Annotated in this window: 1 protein-coding gene; it reads right to left on the bottom strand. The window is 68.9% G+C overall.

Annotated features, from left to right (window positions below):
• Nucleotides 1-539: hypothetical protein (locus H5T44_06455; protein MBC7081860.1), on the bottom strand; the 539-nt coding region annotated here is incomplete at its 3' end.
• Nucleotides 540-572: the final 33 nt, after the last annotated feature.

The raw sequence follows: 572 nt of genomic DNA, 5'->3' as shown, positions 1-572 counted from the left end.
ATGTCGCTCGGGGAGGTCACCCCGATGGAGTCGTGGGCCCAGGTCCTCGCCCGGTTGTACATGGCCCGCTCGCAGATGACCGGCCCTCCCGAGGTCACCCGCACCTTGGTGGAGATGCGCTCGCAGGTCAGCTGGTCGTGCAGGGGGAAGTTGGCGCGGGAGTTGCCGGGGATGACCGCGGCGTCCCAGGCGGGCACGTTCTTCTCCCCCTCCTCGGTCATGAAGGTGAGGTCCACCGTGACCGGGCCCGGGTTGGGGTTCTGCACGCAGATCCAGGTCTGGAAGTCGCCTTGCGTGCAGCCCTCGGCCAGGTACCAGATGTCGCTCGGGGAGGTCACCCCGATGGAGTCGTGGGCCCAGGTCCTCGCCCGGTTGTACATGGCCCGCTCGCAGATGACCGGCCCTCCCGAGGTCACCCGCACCTTGGTGGAGATGCGCTCGCAGGTCAGCTGGTCGTGCAGGGGGAAGTTGGCGCGGGAGTTGCCGGGGATGACCGCGGCGTCCCAGGCGGGGACGTTCTTCTCCCCCTCCTCGGTCATGAAGGTGAGGTCCACCGTGACCGGGCCCGGGTT

This window comes from Thermoplasmatales archaeon (genome assembly GCA_014361195.1).
Classification (GTDB): domain Archaea; phylum Thermoplasmatota; class E2; order UBA202; family JdFR-43; genus JACIWB01.
The sequence above is the reverse complement of the archived record's forward strand: the minus strand, read 5'-3'. Positions and strand labels throughout refer to the sequence as shown.